This is a genomic window from Actinomycetospora atypica, assembly GCF_042653685.1.
GTDB classification, from domain to species: domain Bacteria; phylum Actinomycetota; class Actinomycetes; order Mycobacteriales; family Pseudonocardiaceae; genus Actinomycetospora; species Actinomycetospora atypica.
In genome coordinates this window covers 116,649-135,401 of the sequence record NZ_JBHSIV010000004.1, presented here as the reverse complement: position 1 = coordinate 135,401, position 18,753 = coordinate 116,649, and the positions used below count along the sequence as shown (strand labels likewise).

Below are 18,753 nucleotides of genomic sequence, written 5' to 3'. Positions count from 1 at the left end.
TGACGTTCTATCGACGTGTTCTTGGGTGCGAGAAGCGAGGAACACGGCAATGAGCGGGCAGCGACACGAAGGGGTCGACGTCGATTTCTCGCTTGCCATGCACAATCGCACGGGTAAGTACGTCATTGGTCGGAGTTTGATCGACTGCGACGACCTACCCGTCGTGCGTGTTCTCTACTGGTGGAGTTCGCGCGTCCCGCGCGGCCTCGTCCGGCGGATCTTCGGTCGGCTCCAGCTGTGGCACATCAAGAGTAAGACCGGAACGGCCTCGGGACACGAACGGCTCGCGGCCCTGATCCCTCGGCGGCGGAATATGCGTCCCCTCTTGCACCTGGATCCGCTCACAGTCGCGACGGTCCGGTTGCGGAGCGATGACATAGTCGTCTGTCACGACATCGGACCGCTGACCCACCCCGATCTGTTCGAGAAGGACGTCGGCGCGATGTACCGATCGATCTACGACGAGATCGCGCAGGTCGGCCCGCACCTCGTCTTCGTGAGCAGAGACGTCCGCGACAGGTTCCAGCAGGCGTATCCCGAGGGTCGGGCCGCAAGTCGTAGGGTGATCTACCCCGCGATCGAGAGCAAGAAGGTGCCCCACGACGGCGGAGTGGCGCCGCCATCAGTCGGCTCCCGTTTCCTCCTCACGGTGGGAAGTATCGGTGCGCGCAAGAATCAGCGACGGTGCATCGAGGCGTACGCGTATTCCAGCTTGCCATCGCAAAACGTCCAGTACGTCATCTGCGGAGGACCCGAACCCGGGTTCGAGGAGGTCGCAGCAGCAGCCGACTCGGTCGACGGGGTAGTGATGCTGCCTCACGTCCCGGACGGCGAACTGGACTGGCTGTACTCCAACGCGCAGGGCTTCGTCCTCGTCAGTCGGCTGGAGGGCTTCGGCATGCCCGTCGCGGAGGCGATCGAGTACGGCCTGGTTCCGCTGGTCACCCGGCACAGCGTGCTCGAAGAGGTCGCCGGCGCCGACGCGTTCACGGCGGATGCGGAAGATGTGTCGGATATTCAACGTGGAATGGAAAAGCTCGCCGCACTGACGGTCGAAGAGCGTCAGATGCGCAGCCTAGGCTTGAGAACCTACGGGCAACGGTTCAGGAAAGAGGAAGTGCTCAGACAATGGAGAAACGCGTTCTCCGCTTGGACGGCATGATCTCCGTCGATCTCCAGTAGCGAGCGGGTGATCAATATAGCGCGTCGGGTCACGGCAACGGCAGCACGTCCACCCTCGATCTGGCGGCACCCACAGCTGCCTTCCACGCCCGCACGCATACACGTGCGGCAGCCACGTCGACCAGAGGAGACCCGCCAGTTTGACTGAACCGATTCTCGTCTACTTCAACGGGACTTTCGTCAACCGCGAGAACGGCGCTCAGGCCCGCGTCGCAGAACTCTTGAGTTTCGTCATCGCGACGGGTCGCCCCGTAATCGTCTACAGTTACTATGAGCACCCTTCGTGTCCGTGGCGGCAGGATGACATCGAGCGCTTCCGGAGTGCGTATCCCAATGTCGAGCTCGTCCTCGACCACCGTAGCCGCCTCTTCCGGCTCATCACACTGCTGAAAATGCGCTTGATTGCGCTGATGCCGCGCCTCGGAGCGCGCTTGCTTTCTCTGAGGCTGATAGCGTTGACCCCAGCCTACGATCGGCTCCGGACCGACTACCCGAACATCAGCACCTTCGTCAACTACGCTCACGGGCTCGCCGAGCTGAACGGCGTAGATCCGAGCGAGGCCATCGTCGAGACCCACGACATCAACTTTGTCAACGCAGCCAAATCGCTGCACCGTCGGTTGACAGCTGCGAAGACCACGCTCAGCGCGCGCATGGAGATGGAGTTGTTAGGCCTTGCCGGGAGCTTGATCGCAATTGCTCCACCGGAAGCGGGATTGTTCCGTCTCTTCTATCCAGATATGCCCATATACCTCATTCCCGCTTACCAGCTCCCGCGGCCAGAAGTCGGTGAGGATGAGGTCCTCTACGATATCCTCTTCGTTGGTTCCGAGAACACTCTCAACGTCGACGGCCTTTGCGATTTCGTCGCCGACCACTACGCGTGGCTGTCATGTCGAACAATGGCTATTGTAGGCCGTGTATCTTCCGTCGAGCGGGTGCGCGAAGCCGTAGCGGACCTGCCCAAGGTAGAACTGCTCGGCTACGTCGAAGATCTGACGACACTCATGCGGCGGTGCTGCTTCCTGATCTCGCCGGTCGACGGTACGGGTCTCAAGATCAAGGCCTTGGAGGCATTCGCGACCGGTCTGCCGGTCTTCGGCTCAACAATCACGCTCGCGGGGCTGCCTCAGGGCTACGAAGACTGCGCCTTTCAAATCGAACAGCGGGCGATGGAGGACCTCATCGTGGACCGAGCGCGTCGCCGGCGCGCGCAAGAAGCTGCGCTGCTCTACGCGAGTAAGATCGTCGTGAACGATGATCTCGACAGATTGAAACGCCTTCTGAGTCGATAGTCGACGACTGTCGGTGGACCGACGTCGGCGGGGTTGTTGACGTGACCGCTGACTAGTATGCGAGGATTCAGGCAGACGACGCCGAGTCTCCGCCGATTCCGTTCCGGACGAACACGTAGTCGTCGGCGGACGCGGCGGGTCCGCTGGTTCGCTCCCGATTCATTGAGCGAGCTGGGTAGTGTTCGAGCTAGGTAGTGTTCGAACTCGTAGTTACGGGCGCCGAACCCTTCCGCCCCGAACCGTGCTGCAGTGCCGATTGGACTTGTCGACCTCGACGGCGATGATCAGACGGGGTGACATCCTCGGCAACTCCTGCAGGATGACGTCCAGCAGTGGCGCCTCGGCGCCCTCGACGTCGATCTTGATGGAAATGGTCCTCGCCAGGTCCTCCCCGACGACGGCGTCGAGTGGCTGGCCCTCGACCTCGGCGCCATCCCGCGCTCGACGATCCGACTGGCGCCTAGGTTCTTCTCACCCCGGACGTGCATTCGGACGCGGCCCGGCGGGGCGGTCACCGCGATGTGGCGGGTGGAGATCTTCAGGGAGGGGTTGAGTTCGACGTTCTCGACGAGTCGGCCGTAGGTGGACGGGTCTGCCTCGATGGCGACGACGTGGACTCATCGCCGATCCACGTCCCCGCGAAGCAGCCGATGTTGGCGCCGGTTCTAGGAAGACGTCGCCGGGTTCGACGGTCTCGCGGACTGTACGTCGGTCAGTTCGTGTTCGTAGACACCCGAAGTAGGCGATCCTCCAAGGTACGAAGCGGCGTGTGTCGCACTTCGTCGTGATCCCCTGCCGATCGTTGGTGTTTGAACGGGTCACACGTTACGGTCGACCTTTTTGTACACGCGGAGCGCGAGAGCGGATATCCGTAGCGGAAGCGTTGGTGTTCCTTCAGGGTGCATAATTTTGGAAGTCGCTTTCGCGCGGTCCAATCGTTACGTCGCCCTCCCGATTTTGGAGTCTAGCTGAGGGTGGAGTGGTCCGGGATTAGGGGCTCCTCTGGCTTTGGAGTGCATCTGAGGGCGTGATCGACCGGAAGGCTGACCTTCACGTTGGGACTCCGACCGAGGGCTGGTCGGTCCGGTGGCAGCGCAGAACGCCTGCTCGTGCTCGGCGGGTGGGACGTCGCCGAGGTAATCGTGCCTCATCGCAACGACACGATCCATCTCCACCAGACCCACGGCGGTTCAATTCAGTTACTACGAACACGTCGTGGTCGACCTGACTGATGAGCTTACAAACAGATGAGCACCAGTTCCGCCTCAGTTATCTGCTAACTTTAAACACCTTTGTTCCCTGTCGAGGCCAGTGCCGACCTACTGCGAGCTTGAACAAGCCACAGCTACGCACAGCATCCGCTGCAACGGGTACACCGGCCAGCGCTTCGACTTTCCTGGTTACCCTATGATCAAGGCTTCTGCAGCACCAATGCCTGCGGGACCGCCGGGTAAGAGCCGACAAACAGTTCACCGAGATTGGCCTGCACCTCGCGCGGCGAGAACTCATAGAAGCCGCAAAGTTCATGGGGTTGACCGACTACGAGCGGGAGCCCGGTCCGCTCACATAGGGCGCGGAGGTCGATGTTAGTTCCCCACCGGTTCTCTGTCCGGTCGGTAAACGGCGCCAGATCCAGGAATAGGTCCACCGTGAGCACCAGCCGCCCTCCGGGTCTAAGGGCTAGCACGGCTGAGTCGAGGGTATCGGCGATCTCGTCGGGCGGGAAATGCTCGAGGGTGCTAACGCTGACCACGACGTCGACCGATTCTGGCTCGAGGTTGGCGTTCGGCAGCGTCGTCCGACTGAGCCGCACGTCACCCGGCCATGCCCGGTTCATCTTCGACAGCATCGCTTGGGGCGTCGGCACGTACTCCGCGTAACTCAATGAGCCGCCATAGTCGAGGAACGGGTCGACGTTGATGACAGAGGCCCCTGCGGCGGCCAGAGTGAACTGAAAGCCGGATAGTGCGCCGCCGAGGTCGACGACGACCTGCCCCGGATGCGGAGCGACTTGGTCGTAGGCCCACGGATACTCGAATTGCCGCATCGAGCTGTTGGGCTGGAACGCGAACGGGCTAACCGTGCGCCGTGCAAGCCAGGGCATTCGTAAGAACCGCCGCGCGCCGGGGACGGGAAATGGTGGTTGCCATGCGGCGTTCCACGCAGCGTGCTCGGGCGTCAGTCGCTTGCGGCCGATCATCGGAGACCCTCCATGGAACTTCCATCGTGTCCTGTGGTGCGCATTGTTACCGGATCCGGGGGCTGGACTCTCATGTGGGTCCGGCGCGGCTCCAAGGTTGGCGGCTCGCGCCGACCTCGCCGGGATTGTCGGCTCTTCCGAAAACGGAGTGCAACTGAGGGTGTGACCGGTCTGGGAGCTGGGGTCGTATCGCTGCGGTGAGCGGCACCGGTACGCCCTCTACGCGTGCCGTGTCCTGGACGTGATCGACGATCAAGTGTCCGTCCCCCCGCACCATCCTTAGCGTCGAGGTGGAGAGCACCACCGGCACCAGGCTCGTCCGGATCGAGGGCCTCCGCCTTTACCAGCTGGCGGACGCATGACAGCCCCACCCGGCTGGACCCTGGCCGACATCGTTCCCCGACGGCGGTCTCGGTCCTGCCGCGCTAGACGTCCTGCGGCCCGCGGCCGCGGCCCTCGACGCGCTGCACGACGACGGCCGGGTTCACCGCGGACTAACCCCGGACGCGATCCTGCTCGGCGTCGACGGCACGGAGACCTCCGCGATCCGGTCGTGGGTGAGCGGACGCCAGCACCCGCGCCTGATGGCGCTAGTCGAATCTCCCCCCTCTCGCTAGATCAACTCCGCCAGATAGTACGGCGGCCCCGGCGTGGTGCCCGGGCCGAACGGGGGTCTGCCGCTGGGTTGCTGGTGAGTGAAAACAGGCGGACTGGTGGGAGGCCCGGGTGCTGTCTCGGGAGGCTGATGTGGAAGCGCATGCAGTGCGCGAGCAGGGGTGGACGATCTCGGCGATCGCCCGACATCTCGGTCATGACCGCAAGACCGTCCGCGCCTATCTCGAGGGCCGGCGGGTGCCCGAGGTGCGGGTGCGCCGGGAGCCGACGGTGGCGGAGCTGTTCCTGGAGTACTGCCGGCTGCGGCTCGGGGAGGATCCGCATCTGTGGGCCTCGACCCTTCAGGACGAGCTCGCGAAGCTCGGGTTCACCGGCACGTATCCGTCGCTGACCGCGGCGATCCGAACCCATCGGCTGCGGCCGCACTGCGAACCCTGTCAGGCCTCGAAGGGTGAAGCGCCCCGGGTGTGGTGGAGGTTGATCCCACGGGAAGCTGGGGGTCGTGCCGGCGCCGAGGAAGGTTCAGCGACGAGATGACGGAGCGGGCTAAGCGGATGGTCCGTGAGGCCCCTCAGCAGGAGACCGGGTTGTCGGTCAACGCTGCGGGTAAGCGGATCGGGCCGCAGTTGGGGATCCTCCCGAACACTCTGCGGGGGTGGTGCAGGCAGGCCGACATCGACGACGGCCTCGCCCCGGGCGTGACAACCGAGGAGTCCGAGGAGCTCAAGCGGCTGCGGCGGGAGAACGCCGAGCTACGGCGGGCGAACGAGATCCTCAAGACCGCGTCGGCGTTTTCGCGGCGGCGGACCTCGACCGCCATATCCGCTGATCGTCGACTACATCGACCAGCACCGAGACCGGTTCTCCGGTTGTGCCGATCTGCGAGGTCGTCACCAGCGAGGGCATCCAGATTGCCCCGTCGGGCTACTACGCCAAAAGGCGCGCCAGCCGTCGCCGGCGGGCCCTGTCCGACGCCGTCCTGGCTGAGGTCATCGAGGCCACGTTCTTCGACCGGGAGAAGGGCCGCGGGGTCTACGGGGCCCGCAAGATGACCGCCCAGCTGCGCCGCGACCACGTCCCCGGGATGGCCGGCGGCCCGGTCGGACGGTGCACCGTGGAGCGGCTCATGCGATCCCTCGGCCTGCGCGGGTTCCGCCGCGGCCAGCCGGTGATTACCGCCCGGAGCGATCGACAGTCCGAGCGGGCCCCGGATCTGGTCAACCGAGACTCACCGCGCAGCGACCGAGTCGTAGACCTGACCTACGTCCCGACCTGGTCGGGGATGGTGTTCACCGCGTTCGTCTCCGACGTCTACTCGCGCCGCATCGTCGGGTGGCGCTGCGCGTCCCGGATGCCTACTGAGCTCCCGCTCGACGTCCTGGAGATGGCGCTCTGGCCCCGGGAACGGGCAGGTCAGGCCCGTGACGGCCGCCTGAATGGGTTGATCCACCACTCCGATGCGGGCAGCCAGTACACCGCGATCCGCTACGGCGACCGGCTAGCCGAGGCCGGCGCGCTGGCCTCGTTCGGTTCGACCGGGGACTCCTACGACAACGCGATGGCCGAATCGCTGATCGGGCTCTACAAGACCGAAGGCGTCCGCCGCGACGGTCCGATCCGCACCGTCGAGGACCTCGAGCTCGTCACCTCGTCGTGGGCGCACTGGCTCAACACTAGCCGGCTGCATTCGATGCTGGGCCACGTTCCGCCGGTCGAGTACGAACAGAGCTACTACGCTCACCAACCAGCCCGAGAAGATCCGATCTCCGGAGAACCCAGCCTCCACTGAACCCCGGGGCGCCGCTTCAAAGAGCGCAACGCAAGGGCTCGTCCAGAATCGGCCGCCCGCGTCCCGTTCGTTCACTTCGAAAGCTTGCCGGCTCGTGCGCCGAGATAGAGCATTACGCCGCGAGCCAACGGCGAACTTGAGCGGGCGGAACGAATAGCCATTGAACCGTAGGTCGTCCGATGGCGAACCTCGACGCGACGACTGGGCCACCAACCCCGCAGACGACTGCCAAAGCGACTGTCCACCCTGGGGTCACCCCGATTTGGCCCATGGCGATGCGTACACCGGCCACAACGGCAACGTGCGCCAAGAAGATAGGCAATGTATTGGTGCCGATGGCCGAGAAGAAACGCCGGGAGAATGGCGCCATGCGGACGATCAGGACAGAGAGTGCGATCACGAGGAGGATGCCGCAGACGGCGGCGACAAAGCTGACCGATGCTGCAGGCAGCGACGTGGCGACAGAGCCGCTTGTCGCGGGCGCCGCCCCAAGGTTGACGAGAACGAGTAGACCCAACACTGCTCCCACGCCCAGCAATGCCCAGCAGCAAGAGCGGCCCTCGACCAGGACGGTCATTCTGCCCAAGCCGATGGCGGCACCGGCGGCGGCGAAGACGAGCAGCGACAGCCCGTGCAACCCGAGCACCTCCATGTTCCAGCCCCACAGTGCTAGCGATACGGCGCCGGTGGCGATGAGGACGACCACCGTCCGTCGGCCCGATTGCCAAGGCCGGAACGCGACGAGCGTAACCGTGGCGACCGCCAGGAATGGCAGGAACCACAGTTGGCCGTAGCTCGTCCAGGGCGAGAGGAATCGGGCCGAGGGGAAGACGTGATTCTTCACGCCGCTCGCGAAGAACTCAACGAGGCCCTGCAGGTAGAACCACAGCAGGTAAAGATAGCCGACAGCGACGAGCCTCTGCCAAAGATAGGTCCGCGTTCCATAGCGGTCGACACCGCCGGGTACGAAAAGCCCGAGAAGGAACGCCAGGGCTGGCATCCGAAACATGTAGAGGACAGCGTTCGCCGACGCCAGCTCCGAAGCGGGATCGACGACGCCGCTCGTGACAAGCCCGTCGACGGCGTGGTTGAACACGACTCCGACGACGACGAGCGCCCGCGCAACGTCAACTTCGATCAGTCGACGAGGCGGTGAGGGCCGAGCCGTGTCCCTGCGCGCGGCAGGCGCCGACGACGCCTGCGACGTCTCCCCGGCGACAGTCACGACAACGTGTCGCGAACGACCACGGTCCCGTTACTTCGCCTCCGGACCGTTGCCTTGAGAGGCAGCCCCGGACGGCGCACCTGGGCGGAGGAGCGAGAACGAGCGCCCAAAGTCGGTCCATTATATGTCCCACTCACGGAGGTTGGTGACGCGGCGGTGACGACACGCCGAGATCGATGATCTTGAAGTAGGGAGGACCTCCAGGCGAGGTGTGGAGCTGCTGAAGGCACCCACGCCGTCGACCCTGGAGGTCCTCGTGTCTCACCGCAATGCCCCGCTACCTTCGAAGGCAAGCGCCGGCTGTGTCTGCGCGTCGATCGCGGACGCCCCAAGGCGCATGTTGCTGCGGAGGCAGGCATCTCCCGGCAGTGCCTGCACAAGTGGCACACCCGGTGGCTGGCCGAGGGTGAGGACGGGCTGCTCGATCGTTCCTCGCGGCCCCGGCACAGCCCGCGGCGCACAACAGCTGAGCTCGAGGCCCGCATCGAGGCGGTGCGCCGCGAGCGCAATCTCGGCCAGGTACGCATCGCCTACGAATTGCGCCGCACCGACGGCACCCACATCTCGGGTTCCGGGGTGCACAAGGTGCTGCTGCGGCGAGGCATCTCCCGACTGCGCGACCTCGACCCGCCCACGGGCGAGCAGCTCCGCGAGTCCGACCCGACCACCACCGTCCACGGCCCGAACCGGTGGCGGCGCTACGAACGCGCCCACCCCGGCGACCTGGTCCACCTCGACGTCAAAGAAACTCGGCAACATCCTCGCCGGCGGCGGCTGGTGGGCCCACGGCCGCGACTCCGACCAGTACCGGGCCTCCCGCAGCGCCACCAGGGTCGGCTACGACTACGTCCACGTCGCCGTCGACGACCACTCCCGGCTGGCCTAAGTCGAGGTCGTCCACACCGACCAGGGCGGGGAGAACCAGCAGGCGTGCGCGGGTTCCTGTGCCGCGCGCACGCCTGGTTCGCCGATCACGGCGTGAGGATCGAGCGGATCCTGACCGACAACGCCATGGCCTACCGGCGCCGCCGCCTGTTCGCCGCGACCTGTACCGAGCTCGGCATCGCCCAACGGTTCACCAAATCCCGCTGCCCCTGGACGAACGGGAGAGCCAAACGGTTCAACCGCACCCCTGGCCCAGGAATGGGCCTACGCCAGCGTCTTCGACTCCTCCACCGAGCGGGTCGCCTCGCTACCGGCCTGGCTGCACGGCTACAACTTCCACCGGCCCACACCTCACTCGTCGGCAACCCACCCGCCTCCCGCGTCAACAACCTCTGCGGGCACGACGGCTAGATGCTGTGCACGCACTCGACCAATCGGTGGGACACAATCGCGCCGAGCAGGGACGCAGAGGCCCAGCCAGCTTGGGCAGCCACGATGACACGGCCCTCCTCATGAAGGCCGCGGTCAGCACAGTGGTCCCTGGACCAGGCGGGAGGCTAAGAGAGTCCTTCCCTACCGACACAACGGGCGGGCCTCACGCATGAGCCGGCCTCGCCTGCCATCTGTTGACCGGTTACAGCAGTGCCGCGGCACCTCGAGACGGTCCGGTCCGCCTACTCACATCCGCGCCCTCGTTCCTCGTCGGGGAGGAGCTAACCTCGTCGTCGCTCGTCGAGCAGGTGGGGCTCGCCGGGCGCATTTCTGCACCTGCGCCCGGACTACGACACCGCACACCTGGACTGGCCTTTCGACAAGGTTGCGGCGGTCGACCGCCGCGCCCGGCTCGTCCGACAGCAGCTCTAGCCGGGCCGGGCCGGGCCGGGGCGGGTGGCGGGGTGGTACGTCTACCTGTTGCTCCACCGTGGCTGGCGCAGGCCCTCCAGGTGCACGCGGTGACGATCGAGGCCGAATCGATCCTCGGGCACCTCCCGGCCGACGTCCCGACTGCGAGAGGCGCCATCAGAGCTTGGCGGCGTTGAGCAGTCCCTCGGGGATTCCGTCGGGGTCATTCAGGATAGGTCCACGTTCCTTCAGCTGCTGGAGTCTCGTGTACACCGTGACGAAGGACGCCCGCGGGTCGCGTGCGCGGATGAGGGCGGCGGCTCCGGCGACCAGAGGCGCGGAGAAGCTGGTGCCGACGTCGGTGGTGTACAGGCCGCCCGGGTAGGTGGTGTAGGCGCACACGCCGGGGGCGGCGAGGTCGACCACGCGTCCGAAGTTGGAGAAGCTGGCGAAGGTGTCGTCGTCCTCGGTCGGGAAGCAGAACGGCGGGGCGCCGCGGCCGCCAGGTAGGCCGTCGGTGTCGCTGGTCGCGGACACCGTGATGACCTCGGGGTAAGCGGCGGGCACGAAGCTGGCGGCGTCCGCGGAGTCGTTGCCGGCGCTGGCGACGAAGGTCAGGCCGGCAGCAGTGCCTCGGCAGATGGCCAGATCGACGGGGTCGACGACCTGGTACTTGGTGCCACCGCGCTCGCGGCCGGTGCGAGTGGTGATGCCGCAGACGGTTCCGGAGGCCCGAGCACCCTCGTTCTCGAAGGCCAGCGTCACCGCGTCGATGCGATCGGCGTTCTTGCGGACGTAGTCGAGACTGCAGAGCAGGGATTCGAGCGTGACGTTGCCGAACGCGTCGAAGATGCGCACACCCCACAGCCCGGCTCCAGGGGCCACACCGACGGTGCCGATGCGGTTGTCGCGGGCGGCGGCGACACCGGCAACCTCGGTGCCGTGCCCGGCGGTGTCAGCGGTGATGCCCTCGCCGGTGCAGTCCTGCTGGGCGACCACCCGCAGATCGGGGTGCATGTCGACCCCGGTGTCGATCACGGCGATGTCGGCGTCGATGCGCTGCTCGACGCCGTCGATGCGCGCAGTCGGGCTGAGCGTCCCACCGACGCGGCGTACCCCCTCGGGCACGAACTGCGTCGAGGGGGCTACCGGGCTCGCCCGTCGCACGGTTCGCGGCAGTTGGGCGACGACCGCGTTCTCGGTCACCGAGCGGACCCGTGGGTCTGCATCGAGGCGACTCAGCTGGTCCGGCGTCAGCGCTGCGGAGAAGGCCGTGACCGCCGCTGTGAACCGCTGCCGGATGGGCGCCCGCACAGCACCCGCGACGGAGTCGACGGGGACTCCGTCCTGGAGCGTCACGATCCAGGTCCCGGGCGGTGCGGGCGCCGCCGAGGCGGTGGGCCTCTCGATTGTGGCGGAGAGGGCGAGCACCATGAGAAGACCGACCGCGAGGGTCAGGGCGCGGCGTCGGGACGACCGACGCACGCGGGAGGCAACAGCCGTTCGGGGCACGGACACGTCCTCGGGCAGGGAGGGCCCGGGAGGGAGCGACGCCGGGCTGGTGACAGGACGAGGGGCAAGCTAGGGCGAGGCACTTACATTCGCCTTACACCTCGAGCGGGCCGTTCACAGTCAGTCGGCGCCGTCACGTGCTCTCCGCGCGATTAGATCTCCTGTTCTCGTAAATTGTGATGGTTCGATCGCACTCCGTGACCGTGGACGTTTGATTCGGACAAATTGAACCCAATCTTGCACACTTCTCAGGGCCTCTCGTATGGATCTTCTGTTCTGTCCCTGATGAGTTCGATGTTCTTTCTGTGCGAACTGGCCCAATACATCCGGCTCACCTACTGTCGGCGTCGGTTCGGGGGAGCCACCATTCGGCTGGGGGGCCCATGGGCGAGGCGTGGTCGGTCCAACTGCTCGGGCGGGTGGCCGTCGATACCGGTGACGGCCCGAGATCTCCTGGCAGCTCGCGCATGACCCTCCTGCTGGCCCTGCTTGCGTGTTCACCGGGTGTCCCTGTGGCGCGCGACGTGCTGTGTGCCGACCTCTGGGCCGACGGCTCGGCGCCGGGGCGTCCCGAGGCGACTCTGCACACGCGGATGACGCGTCTCAGGGACTGGCTCGGGGTGCCTCGACAGGACCTCGTGGCGGGATCGGGGACCTACACGCTCGCCATCGAACCGCGCGATGTCGACCTGAGTCGTTTCCATCTTGCGGCGACGGCCGCCCTGGCGACCGCCGAGCCGCGCGCCCTGGTGGACGCGACGGACGAGGCGCTCACTGCTTGGGTCGGACCGCCGTGGCCGGGGCTGTCCAGCCCGCGGCTCGATCTCGCCCGGGGACACGCCCTGGCCCGCCACCGCCGCGTCGTGGAGGCCAGGACACGCGCACTGCTGGCGCTCGAACGGCCGGACGAGGCGGTCGAGGCCGTGACCCCGCTGGCGGTGGAGCATCCCGAGCAGGAGGTGTGGCACGCCTTGCTGGTGCGTGCCCTCCACGCCGCGGGCCGGCCCGGTGAGGCCATCGACGCGTTCCTCGCAGCCCGGCGGCGACTGCACGACGAGCTCGCCGTCGACCCGGGGGAGGAGCTTCGGAACGCCTACCGGGCGGTCCTGGTCGAACGGTCTCGGCTGAGGTCGGAGGAACCCCGTCCGTACCTCGTCGGCCGCGACGATGTCCTCGCCACGATCGTCGCCGCGCGGGTCGACGACGGGTCGCACGGCCCGGTCGTCCTGGTCGAGGGCGAGGCCGGGATCGGCAAGTCGCTGGTCCTCGCCGCAGCTCGCTACGTCGCCCGCCGGGACGCGCAGGTGGTGGACGGCGCCTGGGACGAGGGGAGTGCTCCTCTGGCCGGATGGGTCGACGCCCTCGGTCCGCCTCCGCCCGGCCCGGCCGGCGCCCCCGTGCCGTGGGTGCGCCAGCGTCTCGCGGAGCTGGCTGCCGACGGTCCGGTCCTGGTGACGCTCGACGATGCCCACCGGGCCGACTCGGCGTCGTTCGCGGCGATCACCGACATCGCCCGGCACGGGCTGCCGCCCGGGGTCGTCGTCCTGATCTCTGCCTGCGCCCCCGCCCCCGGGGTCAGCCTCGGCTGGGAGCTCTGCCGGGCGGACCTGGCCCGGGACACCTCTGTGATGCGGGTCGAGCTCGGTCAACTGGACGGCACGGCGGTGCGCCAACTCGCCCGGCGACGGCTCGTCTCGTTCGGGCCCGAGGCGGCCGACCGCCTGGCCCGGCTCCTGTACCAGCAGACCGCCGGTCATCCGCTGCACGTCACGGCGTTGCTCGACGTGCTCGCGACGTGCCACGACGAGGCCGCCGCTGCGGCCGCCGTGCGGACGGTTCCACCCCGACTACGGGCCTTCGTCGACCGCCAACTGGATCGTCTGCGGCCCGCCACTCGTCGGACCGTGGAGGCACTCGCGGTCCTGCGCCCGGTCCCGCCCGGGGCTCTGGCGGTCGCCCTCGACCGACCGTCTCGCGCCGTGGCCGAGGACTTGCGGGAGGCCGCCTCTCGTGGGCTCGTCGCTGACGGCGACCTCCGCCACGAAGTCGTCGCGGTAGCGGTGCGCGACCGGGTCCCAGAGACGATCCGGGTGGCGTGGCACGCCGCCTGGCTCGAGCACCTCGGCCCGGACGACGACGCCTTCCTCCGCCTCCGACACACGCTCGGTGCAGCTCCTCTGCTCGACGACGCGACAGTCGCTCGCGCCCGGCGCGACGCGGGAGTGGTGGCCTACGAGCGCCGGGCCCTCACCGAAGCGAGCGCCCTGCTCGATGCCGCCGCCCGCGTGCTGTCCGAGGACCCCGTCGTCGAGGTCCACCGCGGCCTCGTGCTCGGCGCTCTGGGACGGGCGCGGGAGGCCGACGACCTCCTCGACGAGGCGATCGGCGCTGCGATGACGGCGCCGGCCGACCCCGGCCTCGTCGTGAAGGCCGCGGTGGGCGACGAGTCGGTGGAGCGGCCCGGTCGCGGAGATGCCCGTCGCCGGGCTCGCCTCGATCGGGCCGAGCTCGTCCCGTCCCCGTCGGCGGTCCGGTTCGACCTGCTGGTGGCCATGCTGCGCGAGCAGTCCTTCGACGGCGTCGCCCGGCCCGAGCTCGTGGCCGAGATGCGGGCCCTCGCCGGGGCCGAGGATGCGCCGACGACAATGCGCGCCCGAGCGCGAGCCCTCGAGGTCCGTCAGCTGCTCGAGGGTCCCGTGCCCGCCGCCCACCGGGTCGATCTCGCCGCCGAGGGCCTGGAACTGGCCCGCCTGGGCGGGGACCCCACCGTCGTGCTCGACGCCACCGAGCTCATGCTCACTGCGGCCCTGTCCGCCGGCCAGGTGGACCAGGCACTGGGGCTGCGCCGGACACTCGCCGTCGAGGCACATCGCTGGCACCGTCCGCGCCTCGTCTGGGCTGCACACGTCCTCGAGTCGTCGGTGCTGCTCGCCCGTGGCGACGACGAGGCCGCCGATCACGCGGCGAGTGCGTCGCTCCAGCTCGGGCAGGACCTCGGGGTCGACGACGCGCGCGCCGCGTTCGCGGTGCACCTGGTGGTGAGGGCGTGGATAGGAGGCACGCTGGCCGGTCTCTGCGACCTCACCGAGCAGGCGGCTCGGGACCACCCGGCGATGCCGGCGTGGGCGGCCGTGGCGGCCGCTGCCCGAGCGTGCGCGGGTCGGTACGACGAGGCGTCAGCGTTGCTCGCGGAGTTCCGCGCCCGTCGCGCGGCCACCGACAGCCGGCGGTTCGACCGGCCGGGACTGTGCTTCGCGGCCTGCGCCGCGTGGTCGACGGGTGACCTCGAGACTGCCCGTATCGTCCGCGCCGAGCTCCCCGCCGACCCCGACGCCGTCGTCATCCTCGGCTACGGCGCGGTGATCACCGGGCCGGCAGCGCTGTTCGCGGGCATCGCCGCGATGGCACTCGGCGACGTTGCCCAGGCGCGGGCCGACGTCTCCGTCGCCGAGAAGCTCGCCGTCGGACTCGGATGGACGCCATGGGTCGATGCAGCCGCGCGCGTCGGCGCTCATCTGGACGGTGCCGCCGTCGAGCTGCCCCTGGGACTTGGGAGACGCCGAACAGCTCGCGACTGATCGGCGTGCCGGATGCGTTGCGCCGGGGGCGACTCCTGACGGGGTGTAGGCGCAGAGGGCCGTCACCCGGGTCCGTGCGAGGACGTGGCGCCGTGAAAGCGGAATGAAAGCCCTCCTGGTTGTGATGGCGCTACCGGCAGAGCGGGGGCCTCGTCCGGTGTGCCCAGTTCAGCTTCGGCAGAGCTGCCGTGCACGAGCCGCACTGCTCGCACCTGGGATTCCGATTCGGCATCCCGGCGGGCATTCACCGTCGCTGACCTGTTTCCGGGGGGATGTACGCATGTCTGGCCAGGTACTTCGAGATTGCCGAAGGTTCCGTGTACGTGCTCGGCAGGGATGGGTCGCCCTGGCGATCGCGGCGTCGGCCACCCTCATCGCGGCGACCGCTCCTACTGCCGTAGCGCAGCCGCCTTCGACGACCGCGGTTCCCGGCGCGGGCGCCCCGGTTCCCGGGCTCTCCCTGCCGACCGGGGTGACGATCGACCCGGCGTCGGGAACGGTGTTCCAGGTCGACCCCTGCGGCGACAGGCTGCTGATCTTCGCCCTGCGCCCCGGCGGCGGTCACGAACGGATCGCAGCGGTGCCGACCGGGGCTGACCCGGTCTCGGCGGTCTTCGACGCCCGCTCGGGGAACGTCTACACGGCCGACCAGGGGGGTCGCTCCATCACCACGATCGCGCACAGTGCGAACGGATGGAGCGCGACGCACACCACGGAGCTGGACTTCTCGCCTGCCACTGTCGTGGTCGACGACACCGGCACCGTGCACGCGACCACTGGCGCCCACCTCGATCTCTCCGGCTGTCGCCTGGTCCGATCAGATTCCGCTGTTGCCACGCGGGGCCCTGCGCACAACTCGAGCGACGGGTCCGGCACATCCGGGCGGCGCAGTACCGGGGAAGCTCTCTACGTGCAGGACGAGGCCTCCGACACCCGCACCGATGGTGAGGAGTCCGAGCCCGGGCACCCAGGGCAGCAGCCGGGGCAGCCGGGGCAGCCGGGGAACCCGGGGCAGCCGGGGAACCCAGGGCAGCCGGGGAACCCAGGGCAGCCGGGGAACCCAGGGCAGCCGACGGACCCGACGGACCCGACCGACCCGACCGACCCGACCGACCCGACCGACCCGACCGACCCGACCGACCCCGCTGAGCCGACGGACCCGAACGCGCCCGGGCTCTCCGAGGAGCAGCGGCTCGAGGCGTTCGGCAACCAAATTCAGGGGGCCGGCTTCGACGAGCGTTCCGCGTCGTTCAACCCCGACGACTACGACATCACCTACGGCGACGGGTTCATCCGCGCGAAGGACAAGTCCGGTCAGAACATCGAGTTCTGCTCGGGGGCCTGCACCGACGTCGCCATGGGTGCCGCGGGCGCCGAGGGCGGGAACGGGCAAGCGCCTCGAGCCCCCGGAGGCGGCTTCGCCCGCCTGGCCCTCGTCGGCGATGGGGACGGGCAGGACGGGCAGGACGGTGGGACCGGCTACTGCTTCGGGACCTGCACGAACGTAGGCAGCGGCGGCAACGGCGGTTCCTCGACTTCGGGGGCAGGCGGCAACGGCGGCAACGGCGGGACCGGCTACTGCATCGGGACCTGCACGAACGTGGCCAAGGGCGGCAACGGAGGATCCTCGACCGTGACCGGCGAGGTGGGCGCGGACGCCACGTCGGCAGGCGTGGCGGGCTCCGCCGGGGGAAGCGCGACTGCACTCGGCGGTCGCGGCGGCAATGGCGGCCTCGGAGTCTGCGAGCAGGAGTGCAGTGGCATCGCCACGGGCGGCGCCGGCGGGGCCGCCACGGCCGAGGGCGGTAGGGGCGGTGCCGGCGGGGTCGGTGACGACGTGAGCGGTATCGGTGGCGCAGGCGGAGCCGGTGGTGACGCCGCGGCCACCGCTGGACAGGCAGGGGAAGCGGGGGAGGCCACCTGCGACCCAGACTGCGCGGCACCAGTGGCCGGTACGATCGGCTCCTCCTACGCCGGTGCGGGCGACGGCGGAGCCGGGGGAGACGGCGGGCCATTGAGCACCGAACGACCCAGCATTGGCGGCGCCGGCGGCAACGGCGGCGCGGCGACTTCTCCCACCGGCTACGCGCGAGGCGGGTACGGCGGCCGGGGTGGAACCGGCGGTACGAGCACCCTGACACTGGTGACGGAGCCGGTGTTCAACGACGACGGCACGCCGAATCCGGCCTACCCGGCTGCCGCACCTGACGCTGATCCGGGTGTTCGGGGCACTGGCATCGGTGGCGCCGGCGGTTCCGGTGGCGACGCAGTCGGACGTGAGGCCGGTGGCGGCGGTGGCGGTGCGGGCGGAACCGGAGTGAACGGCGACGGCTCGAGCGGCACCGGCGGCGCCGGTGGCTCGGGCGGTATGGCGGCCGGCGCCACGTACGTCTACGGCGGTTCCGGCGGCGAGGGCGGTCGCGGCGGCAACGGCACCGGCTTCAGCGACGTGCATCCCACTTGGGTCGGCGGCGTCGGCGGCACCGGTGGCGCCGCCAGTGCCGAGGCGCCGGGCGGGCGTGCCTCCGGCGGTGTCGGCGGCGAGGGCGGCGATGGCAGCAACGGCTCGTTCCGCGACGCCGGCGGTGATCTCGGTATCCGCAGCACCGGCGGCGAGGGCGGACGGGGCGGTGACGCCACCGGCGCCGCGTACGCCGGGGGCGGAGCCGGCGGTGACGGCGGCCGGGGCGGGGGTGGCGACCGAACCCCGAGCTACGGCGGCAACGGCGGTAGTGGCGGCAACGCCAGTGCCAGCGAGCCAGACAGTTCGGCCCAAGGCGGCGAAGGAGGCGAAGGCGCCAACGGTTCCCAGACCGGCCGAGAGACCGTCGGCTATGCCGGCGATGGCGGCGACGGCGGCAACGCCGCCGCAGGGGCGACCGCCGTCGGAGGCGGCGGCGGGAACAGTTTCTATGGCGCCGGACGGCCGTCGGCCACCGTTCCTTCCCGCTCAGCCGGTTTCGGCGGCGACGGCGGCGACGGCGGCACTGCCACCGCGGATATCGACGCTCGCGGCGGCTCGGGCGGCATCGGGGGCGACGGCAACTGGAGCGCGAATCCGGACGAGGCCACTCTCGGGACGGGCGGCGACGGCGGCAACGGCGGGTCGGCCAACTCCGACGCAACAGCGCAAGGAGGTTCGGGCGGACGGGGCGGGCAGGCCCTGCTCGACGATCCCGCTCGGGGGACGGACGGGGCCGAGGGCACGGACGGCGACGAGGGCCCTCGAGGATCCTCGGCTCGGGCCAGTCGTGAGAGTTCTCGTGACGAGGCCCCAGAGGTTTCTGACTCGTCAGAGTCCTCGGGCTCTGCTCCTGACTCGGACTGACGAGTGCTGTTGAGGAGGGGGCACCGCAGCAGTTCGGTGCCCCGTCCTCTTGCGCGGGACCTCCGCGATCGCTCGGGACGGTGCGCCCTCGCCGACGGAGTCGAGCGGAACATTCTCGCTGCGGCCGCCGTCCAAGACAGTGATCACTTGTCGTCCAAGGAGGCCGAATGAGCCCGAACGATGGACCTGGTCCCGCGAGCATCTGTCGGCGGAGCGCACTCCTCGGTTCGACGGCACTGGGGCTGGCGGCCTGCGCGAGCCCTGATCCCGCGCCATCGTCGCCACGTGTTGCGGGCGGAGG

General features: G+C 68.8%; 8 protein-coding genes and 2 pseudogenes. 7 read left to right on the top strand and 3 right to left on the bottom strand.

From position 1 onward, the window contains the following. Nucleotides 1–49: 49 nt before the first annotated feature. Nucleotides 50–1,162 (top strand): glycosyltransferase, encoded by a 1,113-nt coding sequence (locus ACFPBZ_RS05225; RefSeq protein WP_378034948.1) that lies wholly within the window; start codon nucleotides 50–52, stop codon nucleotides 1,160–1,162. 160 nt (nucleotides 1,163–1,322) lie between these two features. Continuing rightward, nucleotides 1,323–2,477, top strand: a complete 1,155-nt coding sequence (locus ACFPBZ_RS05220) for a glycosyltransferase (RefSeq protein ID WP_378034947.1) — start codon at nucleotides 1,323–1,325, stop codon at nucleotides 2,475–2,477. 1,411 nt (nucleotides 2,478–3,888) lie between these two features. Here the strand turns inward: ACFPBZ_RS05220 and ACFPBZ_RS05215 are convergent. Then, the gene (locus ACFPBZ_RS05215) at nucleotides 3,889–4,677 is read right to left on the bottom strand and encodes a methyltransferase domain-containing protein (RefSeq protein WP_378034946.1); all 789 of its coding nucleotides are present in this window, start codon (nucleotides 4,675–4,677) and stop codon (nucleotides 3,889–3,891) included. A gap of 726 nt (nucleotides 4,678–5,403) precedes the next feature. Between ACFPBZ_RS05215 and ACFPBZ_RS05210 the strand changes: the two genes are divergently transcribed. Then, entirely contained in the window at nucleotides 5,404–5,829 is a 426-nt protein-coding gene (locus ACFPBZ_RS05210; protein WP_378034945.1) for a hypothetical protein, read from the top strand. Next, nucleotides 5,826–7,081 (top strand): annotated as a pseudogene (locus ACFPBZ_RS05205) (IS3 family transposase). The gene ACFPBZ_RS05210 and the pseudogene ACFPBZ_RS05205 overlap by 4 nt, the downstream one beginning before the upstream one ends. A 112-nt stretch (nucleotides 7,082–7,193) precedes the next feature. Here the strand turns inward: ACFPBZ_RS05205 and ACFPBZ_RS05200 are convergent. Further along, nucleotides 7,194–8,306, bottom strand: a complete 1,113-nt coding sequence (locus ACFPBZ_RS05200; protein WP_378034944.1) for an acyltransferase family protein — start codon at nucleotides 8,304–8,306, stop codon at nucleotides 7,194–7,196. A 300-nt stretch (nucleotides 8,307–8,606) separates the two neighbouring features. On the opposite strand from ACFPBZ_RS05200, the pseudogene ACFPBZ_RS05195 reads away from it, so the two are divergent. After that, nucleotides 8,607–9,602 (top strand): annotated as a pseudogene (locus ACFPBZ_RS05195) (IS481 family transposase). A gap of 609 nt (nucleotides 9,603–10,211) precedes the next feature. On the opposite strand, the gene ACFPBZ_RS05190 reads toward ACFPBZ_RS05195, so the two are convergent. Further along, nucleotides 10,212–11,468: a S8 family peptidase gene (locus tag ACFPBZ_RS05190; RefSeq protein ID WP_378034943.1), complete on the bottom strand. Its 1,257-nt coding sequence runs from the start codon at nucleotides 11,466–11,468 to the stop codon at nucleotides 10,212–10,214. 671 nt (nucleotides 11,469–12,139) lie between these two features. Between ACFPBZ_RS05190 and ACFPBZ_RS05185 the strand changes: the two genes are divergently transcribed. Both ACFPBZ_RS05185 and ACFPBZ_RS05180 read left to right on the top strand, forming a co-directional pair. Next, nucleotides 12,140–15,124, top strand: a complete 2,985-nt coding sequence (locus ACFPBZ_RS05185; protein ID WP_378034942.1) for a BTAD domain-containing putative transcriptional regulator — start codon at nucleotides 12,140–12,142, stop codon at nucleotides 15,122–15,124. 472 nt (nucleotides 15,125–15,596) lie between these two features. Then, complete coding sequence (locus ACFPBZ_RS05180; protein WP_378034941.1) at nucleotides 15,597–18,452, top strand: YncE family protein; 2,856 nt, start codon at nucleotides 15,597–15,599, stop codon at nucleotides 18,450–18,452. The last annotated feature ends 301 nt before the right edge of the window (nucleotides 18,453–18,753 follow it).

Coding starts and splice junctions, on each gene's coding strand:
- ACFPBZ_RS05185 (WP_378034942.1), top strand. CDS start 12,140: ATGACGCGTCTCAGGGACTGGCTCGGGGTGCCTCGACAGGACCTCGTG.
- ACFPBZ_RS05215 (WP_378034946.1), bottom strand. CDS start 4,677: ATGATCGGCCGCAAGCGACTGACGCCCGAGCACGCTGCGTGGAACGCC.
- ACFPBZ_RS05225 (WP_378034948.1), top strand. CDS start 50: ATGAGCGGGCAGCGACACGAAGGGGTCGACGTCGATTTCTCGCTTGCC.
- ACFPBZ_RS05190 (WP_378034943.1), bottom strand. CDS start 11,468: ATGGTGCTCGCCCTCTCCGCCACAATCGAGAGGCCCACCGCCTCGGCG.